Raw genomic sequence first — 9,390 nt, 5'->3', positions numbered from 1 at the left:
CCCAGGTCCCGGGTCGGGACAAAGCGGGACCTCGCCCGGTGGAGACCGGCCCCGTACGGATCATGCCGTGCGTGCGGGACCGTCCAGGGGGTATCCTGCCCGGCTTCGCCGCCGCCGATCGGCCCACGAGGTCCGAATGCGGCGGCCCCCGCCGGGTATCTGCTGCTGTGGAGCCGGTCCGGCCCGTGGCGACCGCCCGGCCCCGCAGCGGTCACCGACGCGGGAGGGAAGGACAACGTGCCGATGGAGAGCATCTGGTCGTACACGGCGGGCAGCGGGTACGTGGCGGGACGGGACCTGACGGGCTGCACCGTCGTCGCGAGCGACGGCACCATCGGTCACGTGGACCGGCAGGCCGAGCACTTCGGCATGCGGCACCTGGTCGTCGACACCGGCGTGTGGGTCTTCGGCCGGAGCGTGCTCGTGCCCGTCGGCATGGTCAGGGGCGTCGACCCCGAGGCCCGTACGGTCACGGTGGGCTGCACCAGGGCGCAGGTCAAGGACGCGCCCCGGTTCCGGACCGACAGCGAGACGATGGACCGGGAGTACCTGGCGTCCGTCGGCGACTACTACCACCGGCTGCCGCCGCGGGAGACCTCCGCGGACTGACCCGGCGCCGAATACAGCACGGCGAACACCAGGGACACCACTGACATGGAACCGACCGACCGGATCAGCACGGCCTCGTCCGGCACCGCGCCCCCCGACGGGCCGCGGCCCGGCGTATCGGCACCGGGCGCCGTGACCGGCGCGGCGACGGCACGTGCGTACGCGGAGTCGGTGGCGCGCGCGCAACGGGGCTCGGGCCGCGGGGTGCGGGACGAGGACGTCGTCGACCTGCTGATCGTGGTCTCGGAGCTGGTCACCAACGCGATCCGGCACGGCGACGGACTGGCCGGTTTCGAGGTCCGGCCCACCGGCGAGGGCGTGTGGATCGCCGTCCACGACAACAACGGGCTGGCGCCCCGGGCCGCGTGCGCGTTCCCCACCAGGCACCACGGGAGCGGCTACGGATGGCCGCTCGTCGCCCGCCTGGCCCGTGACATCGACGTCGACCGGCATCCGGGAGGAGGAAAGACGATCAGCGTACTGGTGCCCCTGCGTGACGCGGATGCCCCGTGACCCGGAGCGGACTCCCGTGTCCCCGGCAGTCACCGGTCCCCGGGCGGCCCCCGGTGGTCACCAGGGCAGGAAGACGTGAATGTCCTTGCCCCGCTCGCCGGTGACGACGCTCACCTGGTCGGACAGGGTGTGGATCAGATGCCAGCCGATACCGCCGCCGCCGCTGCTCGGATGGAAGGGGCGCGGCGCGGGCTCGGTCGTACTGGAGTCGTGCATCACCACGTGCACACCGTCGAAGGTACGGCGCAGCCGCAGCTGGAAGGGACCCGGGGCGTACTGCACCGCGTTCGCCGCCAGCTCCGTGACGACGAGGAGTATGTCGTCCCAGTGCTCGGGCTGCGAGGGTGGTGACGCACGGGCCAGGTCGTAGAGGAATTCCTCCGCGACCAGGCGTGCACCGGTCACATTGTGCAGCTCCCCGGTGAAGCTGGCGGTGCGGTTCGTGATCTCCTCGGAAGCCAGTGTCCTGTCCCAACGCGACTCGGCTGCCATTTCGCCTTCCCGGCCCGGAATCCGCCGGGCGTTGTCCCTTTTCGCTTTCCCTTCGTCTGTAGTTCCCGTGCCGGGCGAGCCTACGCGCCTTGGTATGCCGGGCCGGGGTGCGGTGGCCAGGGGTGACAGCCCCGTGACCCGCGGCGGACTCCCCCGAATACGTGGTGGTCCGTGGTCGGCTCGCCGGTCACCGGAGGAACACGTTGTCAGAGTCCTCCCAGCCGGCCGGCTCCTGGGGCGGCGGCTGCGGCCGGCGGTGCGAACGGGCCTCGTACATCGCGTCGATCTCGAAGGCGTAGGTCCGGACGATCTCGTCCCGCCGGAGTTTCATCGACGGTGTGAGCAGTCCGCCCGCCACGTCGAACGGAGTGGGCAGGACGCGGAAGACCCGGATGGACTCCGAGCGCGACACGGCGCTGTTGGCCGCGGCGACGGCCCGCGCCACCTCCTCCCGCAGGGCGTTCTCCTCCCGTGCCTCCCGGGCCGGGGCGTCACCCGTCAGGGCCAGCCCCGCCCGCCAGTGCGTCAGGAACTCCGGGTCGAGCGTGAGGAGGGCGCCGACGCAGGGCCGGTTGTCGCCCACGACCACCGCCTGGTGGACGAGCGGGTGCATGCGCAGCCGCTGCTCCAGGGCGGCCGGGGCCACGCTCTTGCCGCCGCTGGTGATGATGATTTCCTTCTTGCGACCCGTGATCGCCAGATAGTTCTCGTCGTCCAGATGCCCGAGGTCCCCGGTGGCCAGCCAGCCGCCGCGCAGCACCTCACGGGTGGCGGCCTCGTCACCGAGGTACCCCTGGAACAGTGACGGGCCGCGCACCAGGATCTCCCCGTCGTCGGCCACCCGTACCTCCATGCCGGGCAGCGGCCGGCCGACGGTGCCGGACTTCTCCCGGCCCAGCGGCTGCATCGTCAGCCCGCCGCTGGTCTCCGTCAGACCGTAGCCGTCGTGGACGTAGACGCCGATGCCCTCGTAGAAGAGGGACAGCTCGCGGCTGAGCGGCGAACCGCCCGACGTCCCGCGGCGCACCCGGCCGCCCAGCGCGCTCCGCAGCCGGCGGTACACCGTCCGCTCGTACAGGGCGTGCTGGAGGCGGAGGTCGAAACCGGGGCCCGGCCCCCTGCCCAGCCGTTGGCGTTCCAGCGCGGCCGCGAAGTCCCGCGCGGTGCCGGCGGCCCGCTCGAACAGCGCCCCGCGGCCCGCCTGCTGCGCGGTGCGCAGGAAATTCTTGTAGAGCTTCTCCAGGACCGAGGGGACGGCGTAGAAGTACGTCGGGCGAAAGGAGCGCAGGGCCGAGGCCAGCGCCTCCTCGGTCATCGCGGGCTCGTGTCCCATGAGCAGCCCGCCCCGGACGCACAGGCTCTGGATCATCAGCCCGTACACGTGGGAGAAGGGCAGGAACGCGAGGACGGCGCCCTGCTCTCCCGGGGGCGCCACCGTGTGGCCCCAGCCCTCGAGAAGCGTGTCGCACGGGCCGGCCAGACCGCGGTGGCTCAGCGCGCAGCCCAGGGCGCGGCCGGACGTGCCCGAGGTGTAGGCGACGACCGCCGTGGAGTCCGGCAGCACGATGCGGCGCATGGAGTCGACCGTGGCGAACGGGAGGAACTCGCCACGCGCCACGAGCGAGTCCACCGCGCCCGCGTCCAGCTGCCACACATGGCGCAGCGTCGGCAGCGACGCGCACACCGAGCCGACGGTCATCACGCTCTGCTCGTCCTCGACCACCACGGCCACGCAGCCCGCGTCCCGCAGGATCCACTCGACCTGGTCGCGCGAGGAGGTCGGATAGATCGGCACGACCTCGGCCCCCACCGCCCACAGCGCGTAGCTGAAGACCGTCCACTCGTACCGGGTGCGGGCCAGGATCGCCACCCGGTCCCCCGCCGAGATCCCGCACGCGATCAGCCCCTTGGCGAGGTCGACCACCTCGTCGCGGAACTCCACGGCCGTCACCTCCTGCCAGACGGCGGAGTCCGGGCCCCGGCGGCGGGCGAGCATCGGCAGCGTCGGCCTTCGGACGGCCGTCTCGAAGAGACTGTCGGCGAGGCCCCCGGTCAGGGGCGGGACGGGCCGGGGAGCGAGAGCGAGGTCGCGCATGCGCTGGCTCCTGACGTGTACGGACGGTGGACCCACGGACGAGCAGCGGCGAGCACCGTCGTCGGCTGTGCTCGGAATCTAGCCGAGCGGCAGGCGGCGGGGGGCCGGGACGACAGAAGTGTTCCCGCCTGGTGATCTCGGCGGATCGGGGGACCCGTACGGCATGAGCTACACGAACCCCGACCCGGAACCCGAACGCACCACCGGACTGGAGCAGGGAGGCGGTGTGCCACCCGGCGAGACCCCGCCGGCGGAGAGCAGCATGTCCGAGGCCGGCCCGTGGGAGGGGAACAATCCGCCCAAGGGCTGGGCCAAGGCGCCCCTGGCCGTGATACTCGCCCTCGTGGCGCTCGTCGCGGCGGGCTTCCTGGGCTACGCCCTGGTCCTGATCCTCTGACGGGCCCCGGGACGCGGTGAGCCCGCGGGGTGTCTCAGGCCGCCTGAGTACGGCGTACGCACTCGGTGACGACGTCCCGCAGGCTGCCGGTGCGCTCCAGCAGCTCGCGCTGCACCCGGGCGCCGTTGCCGTGCCGCAGCAGCTCCGCGGCGCCGTCCCGTACCCGGTCGAGGTCGCCGTCCGCGGCCAGCGCCTCCCCGACGTGGTCCAGCAGGGCCCGTACGACCGTCTCGGCGGGCATTCGCCGCATCGTCGCGGGATGCAGCAGTTCCTCCGTCAGCCCCGACCTGGCGGCCCGCCAGGCCGCCAGGCGGAGCAGGCTGACGCTGTGCCCGGCCGGCTCTCCGCCCTCCCGCCACTCCCGCGCGGCCGTGTCGACCAGCGCGCGGGCGAGGGCGGCGACGACCACGGCCGTCCCGGCGTCCAGGCAGACGTCCGCGACCCGGAACTCGACCGTCGGATAGCGCCGGGACAGCCGGACGTCGAAGTAGATCATCCCGTCGTCGAGGATCGTGCCGGTGGCGAGCATGTCCGCGACCCGGCGGTGATAGGTCTCCGCCGAACCGAACAGCTCCGTCGGACCGGCCGACGGCCAGCGCTGCCAGACCCGGCTGCGGTAGCTGCTGTACGCCGAGTCCCGGCCCTGCCAGAAGGGCGAGTTCGCGCTCAGCGCGGCCAGCACCGGCAGCCACGGCCGCACCCGGTCGATCACCGCGACGCCCTCCTCGTCGGACTCCACGGAGACGTGCACGTGGCAGCCGAGGACGAGCTGTTCGTGGACCACCACGCCGTACTGGTCGGACATCCACTGGTAGCGGTGGTTCACGCCGACCGACGGGCTGACCGGCAGCGGTGACGTGGCGAGCGCGGCCACGGCGCAGCCGATCCCCCCGGCGTGCCGGCCGGCCTGCTCACGGCAGCGGACGATCTCCGCGTGCAGTCGCTCCATGTCCGCCTGCGGACGCGTCGCGAACTCGAGCATCTGCTCGTGCAGTTCCTTCTCGAACACGTCCTGCTCGGCATCGTCCAGCGAGGCCCGGGCGAGCACGGCGGAGGACAGGGCCCGCGGCTCGCCGGTCTCGGGGTCGACCAGGAGGAGCTCCTCCTCCACTCCGACGGTGCGCACGTGATGCCGCCTTTCTGCGGGCCCGGCCGCGGCGACGACGAGGGGGTGTCGTTTGGATCAGGGCGGCTCCAGGAAGCGGCGCCTTGCAGCCGGACCCCGCGACCCCGGCAAGATCCAAACGACACCCTGGGTCCGCTCGGTCCTGGGACCACCGAGGACGAGGCTCCCCGGTCCGTCCCAGGTCCACCGACTGCCCCGGGAGGGCGGCCGGACACATGATCGCGCCGCCGTGCCTCACGGGGCGTACGGCACCAGCCACACCGTGGCCAGGGGCGGGAGCGTGATCCGGATGCTCCCGTCCTCCGGCTTGACCGGGTCGGGGCAGGTCACGCCGGAGCCGCCGTACTCCTCGGCGTCGGTGTTGAGCACCTCCTGCCAGGCGGTGACGTCGTCGCCGACCGCGAGCCGGTACTCGTGCCGGACGACCGGGGAGAAGTTCGACACCGCCAGCAGGGGAGCGCCGCCGTCCGTGTCGAACCGCAGGAACGCGAAGACGTTGTCCTCGGCCGCGTCCACGGCGACCCAGCGGAAACCGCCCGGATCGGTGTCGCGCCGCCACAGGGCCGGGGTGCGCCCGTAGCGGGTGTTGAGGTCGCGCACCAGATCCTGGATGCCGCGGTGGTCGGCCGCCGAGTGGTACCCCTCGTCGAGCAGCCACCACTCGGGGCCCTGCTTCTCCGACCACTCCGCGCCCTGCGCGAACTCCTGCCCCATGAACAGCAGCTGCTTGCCCGGGTGCGCCCACATGAAGCCGAGATAGGCGCGCACGTTCGCCCGCCGCTGCCACCAGTCGCCCGGCATCTTCGACACCAGCGCCTGCTTGCCGTGTACCACCTCGTCGTGCGAGATGGGCAGGACGTAGTTCTCGCTGTACGCGTACACCATCGAGAACGTCATCTCGTGGTGGTGGTACCTGCGGTGCACCGGCTCGTGGGCGGCGTACTCCAGCGAGTCGTGCATCCAGCCCATGTTCCACTTCAGGCCGAAGCCGAGCCCGCCGGTGTCGGTGGGCCGGGTCACCCCGCCCCACGCGGTCGACTCCTCGGCGATCGTCACCACGCCGGGGCAGCGCCGGTAGACGGTCGCGTTCATCTCCTGGAGGAACGCCATGGCCGCCAGGTCTTCCCGGCCGCCGTACTGGTTGGGCTCCCACTGGCCGGAGTCGCGCGAGTAGTCCAGGTAGAGCATCGAGGCGACCGCGTCGACGCGCAGCCCGTCGATGTGGAACTCCTCGCACCAGTACACGGCGTTCGCCACCAGGAAGTTGCGCACCTCGGTCCGCGCGAAGTCGAAGGTGTACGTCCCCCAGTCGGGGTGCTCCGCGCGCCGGGAGTCCCCGGGTTCGTACAGTGGGTCCCCGTCGAAGCGGGCCAGCGCCCAGTCGTCCTTCGGGAAGTGCGCAGGCACCCAGTCCATGATCACGCCGATCCCCGCCCGGTGCAGGGCGTCGACGAGGTACCGGAAGTCGTCGGGCGAGCCGAGGCGCGCGGTCGGCGCGTAGAAGCCGGTGACCTGGTAGCCCCAGGACGGGCCGTAGGGATGCTCGGCGACCGGCATCAGTTCCACGTGGGTGAAGCCCAGGTCCTTCACGTACGCGGGCAGTTCCTCGGCCAGCCGGCGGTAGGTCAGGCCCGGCCGCCAGGACGGCAGGTGGACCTCGTACACGGAGAACGGCGCCTCGTGCACGGGGGTGTCGGCGCGGATCCGCATCCACTCCGCGTCGCCCCACTCGTACCGCGAGGCCGTCACCACGGACGCCGTGTTCGGCGGTTCCTCGGCGGCGCGGGCCATTGGGTCGGCCTTGAGGACGCGGTGCCCGTACCGCGAGTGGACCTCGAACTTGTACCGGGTGCCCTCCCCGACGCCCGGCAGGAACAGTTCCCACACCCCGGACGAACCCAGCGAGCGCATGGGGAACGCCGTGCCGTCCCAGTGGGTGAAGTCGGTCGCGACCCGCACCCCCTGGGCGTTCGGCGCCCACACCGTGAACCGGGTGCCGGTGACACCCGCGTGGGTCATCGGCTCCGCGCCGAGGGCCCGCCAGAGCTGCTCGTGCCGGCCCTCGGCGATCAGGTGCAGGTCGAGGCCGCCGAGGGCGGGCAGGAAGCGGTACGGGTCGTGCGTCTCGTGCTCGCCGCCCTCGTAGGTCACCACGAGGGTGTACGCGGGGATCTCCGTCAGTGGCAGGACGCCGGAGAAGAGGCCGTCCTCCTCCGACACGAGGCCGTGGCGCTCGCCGTCGACGACCACGCTCACCCCGCGGGCGAAGGGGCGCAGTGCCCGGAAGGCGATGCCGCCGGGCACCGGGTGGGCACCGAGCAGGGCGTGCGGGTCGTGGTGGGCGCCCGCCAGGAGGCGCCCCCGGTCGGTGGGGTCGAGGGGCGGGGCGGTTCCGCACGCACCGGGTGTGGGCGGGACGGGACCGGACGGCTCGGGGAGCGAGGTGTCGCGGAGGGCCACGGGTCAGTCTCCTCTCACGGCGAGTCGTTCGATCGCCGCCATGGGTACGGGAAGCCAGTCGGGGCGGTGCCGGGCCTCGTACAGCACCTCATACACGGCGCGGTCCGTCTCGTAGGCGCGCAGCAGGCCGTGCTTCTTACGGGGGTCCCACCCGGCGCGGGCGGCGTAGCCCGCGCAGAACGCCTCCCGGCAGCGCCGCGCCCACTCGGGGCGCCACGGGCGGCGCTGCCGGGCGGCGTAGTCGAAGGAGCGCAGCATGCCCGCGATGTCCCGCACGGGGGAGTGGGCGCTGCGCCGTTCGGACAGCGGGCGGGACGGCTCGCCCTCGAAGTCGATGACGAACCAGTCCCGGCCGGCCCGCAGCACCTGTCCCAGGTGCAGGTCACCGTGGATGCGCTGGGCGGGCGGTCCCGAGTCGCAGGTGGTCAGCGCCGCGAAGGCCGCCCGCAGTCCGGGCACGAAGGGCTGCAGTGCCGGTACGCAGTGCGCGGCGGCGGTCAGCCGCTCGGTCATCGCCGCCGCGGTCCGGCCGTTCTCCCCGGGTGGACCCGCCGGGAATGCGGAGGCCAGCGCGAGGTGCACGTCGGCCATCGCCTGGCCCAGCTCGTGGGCCTGGACGGTGAAGTCGTCCCCGGCGGCCAGCGCGGTCAGGGACAGCGTCCAGCCGTCGGAGGCGTCGTGCAGGAACGGCTGGAGCACGCCGAGCGTCGCCTGGTACGGATGGGTCGTGCGCATCCACGCCACCGGCGCGGGAACCCGGCCGCAGCCCTGCCGGGCCAGCGCGTCCGGCACCTCCAGGTCGGGATTGACGCCGGGCTGGATGCGCCGGAAGAGCTTCAGGATGAACTCGTCGCCGTAGATCAGCGACGAGTTGGACTGCTCGGCGTCCAGCAGCCGCGGTACGAGTCCGCCGGGCACCGGCCGCGCGGGGTCGGACTCGAAGCGCAACGGTCCCGCCCTGCCGGGACGCCTGAGCCGTTCCAGGAGCAGCTGGGCCGTCCGGGGGTCGTGCAGCGCGTCGTGGACCGTCCGGCCGGCCAGCGGGCCGTCCTGCACCTGCCCGATGAGTGCCCGGCCCAGACGCGGCGACGGCTGCTCGCGTACGCCGAGCAGCAGTTGGTAGCAGTCGCCGGCCGGGGGAGCGCCGCCCGGCGCGGGCACGGAGCCGTGACCGGTGTGTACGAGGAGGTGCAGACAGCCCGGGAAGAGCTCGGTCATCGACAGCAGACCGAGCTCTTCCACGGGCCGGTCCTTGCCCGCGAACCAGCGCTGGCGCGGCAGCCACTCCCGCAGCAGCCCGTCGAGCGAGGCCATGGGCTCGGCGAGATGCCCGCGTCTGGGGCGCAGGGGTGCGGTCTTCGGCATGGTGACGCGTCCTTTCCTCGGCCCACGCTCACACGCGGCGGCCGATGCGGGATGCGACTCGGGTGAGCCGGAACCAGTAGAAGCCGTGGCCCCCGAGGGTCAGCAGGTACGGCAGCTCGCCGATGGCGGGGAAGCGGACTCCGCCGAACAGCTCCACCGGATGCCGTCCGGCGAACTCGCGCAGGTCGAGTTCGGTGGGCTGGGCGAACCGCGCGAAGTTGTTCACGCACAGCACCAGATCGTCCTCATACTCGCGGAGGAAGGCGAGCACCGCCGGATTGGAGGAGGGCAGTTCGGTGTAGGTGCCGAGGCCGAAGGCGGGGTTCTGCTTGC

9 protein-coding genes are annotated in these 9,390 nt (G+C 72.7%); 3 read left to right on the top strand and 6 right to left on the bottom strand.

The genetic code is table 11. The annotated features are described in order from the left end of the window. Nucleotides 1-243: 243 nt before the first annotated feature. Together ABEA26_RS33285 and ABEA26_RS33280 are read left to right on the top strand one after the other, a co-directional pair. The gene (locus ABEA26_RS33285) at nucleotides 244-609 is read left to right on the top strand and encodes a PRC-barrel domain-containing protein (RefSeq protein WP_345597423.1); all 366 of its coding nucleotides are present in this window, start codon (nucleotides 244-246) and stop codon (nucleotides 607-609) included. Between the two features lie 45 nt (nucleotides 610-654). Beyond that, nucleotides 655-1,122: an ATP-binding protein gene (locus ABEA26_RS33280; protein ID WP_345597421.1), complete on the top strand. Its 468-nt coding sequence runs from the start codon at nucleotides 655-657 to the stop codon at nucleotides 1,120-1,122. 57 nt (nucleotides 1,123-1,179) lie between these two features. Here ABEA26_RS33280 and ABEA26_RS33275 read toward each other — a convergent pair whose 3' ends face one another. Together ABEA26_RS33275 and ABEA26_RS33270 are read right to left on the bottom strand one after the other, a co-directional pair. Next, a complete protein-coding gene (locus ABEA26_RS33275; RefSeq protein WP_279562485.1) occupies nucleotides 1,180-1,614 on the bottom strand; it encodes an ATP-binding protein in 435 nt (144 codons plus the stop codon). Nucleotides 1,615-1,801: 187 nt separating this feature from the next. Beyond that, nucleotides 1,802-3,709, bottom strand: a complete 1,908-nt coding sequence (locus ABEA26_RS33270) for an AMP-dependent synthetase/ligase (protein WP_345597420.1) — start codon at nucleotides 3,707-3,709, stop codon at nucleotides 1,802-1,804. A 163-nt stretch (nucleotides 3,710-3,872) separates the two neighbouring features. Between ABEA26_RS33270 and ABEA26_RS33265 the strand changes: the two genes are divergently transcribed. Then, nucleotides 3,873-4,106: a DUF6480 family protein gene (locus ABEA26_RS33265; protein ID WP_279562487.1), complete on the top strand. Its 234-nt coding sequence runs from the start codon at nucleotides 3,873-3,875 to the stop codon at nucleotides 4,104-4,106. A 34-nt stretch (nucleotides 4,107-4,140) separates the two neighbouring features. Here the strand turns inward: ABEA26_RS33265 and ABEA26_RS33260 are convergent, their stop codons facing one another. From ABEA26_RS33260 to ABEA26_RS33245, 4 genes are all read right to left on the bottom strand, one after another. Continuing rightward, nucleotides 4,141-5,232, bottom strand: coding sequence for a glutamate--cysteine ligase 2 (locus ABEA26_RS33260; RefSeq protein WP_345597419.1), 1,092 nt, complete (start codon nucleotides 5,230-5,232; stop codon nucleotides 4,141-4,143). 234 nt (nucleotides 5,233-5,466) lie between these two features. After that, nucleotides 5,467-7,692, bottom strand: a complete 2,226-nt coding sequence (gene glgB, locus ABEA26_RS33255) for a 1,4-alpha-glucan branching enzyme (RefSeq protein WP_345597418.1) — start codon at nucleotides 7,690-7,692, stop codon at nucleotides 5,467-5,469. A gap of 3 nt (nucleotides 7,693-7,695) precedes the next feature. Further along, the gene (locus ABEA26_RS33250) at nucleotides 7,696-9,057 is read right to left on the bottom strand and encodes a maltokinase N-terminal cap-like domain-containing protein (RefSeq protein WP_345597416.1); all 1,362 of its coding nucleotides are present in this window, start codon (nucleotides 9,055-9,057) and stop codon (nucleotides 7,696-7,698) included. 28 nt (nucleotides 9,058-9,085) lie between these two features. After that, a partial coding sequence (locus ABEA26_RS33245; RefSeq protein ID WP_345597415.1) for an alpha-glucosidase C-terminal domain-containing protein occupies nucleotides 9,086-9,390 on the bottom strand: 305 nt, incomplete at its 5' end.

Source organism: Streptomyces marokkonensis, assembly GCF_039539045.1.
GTDB lineage: Bacteria > Actinomycetota > Actinomycetes > Streptomycetales > Streptomycetaceae > Streptomyces > Streptomyces marokkonensis.
Note: the sequence above shows the minus strand (reverse complement) of the source record. Positions and strands in the feature narration are given on the sequence as shown.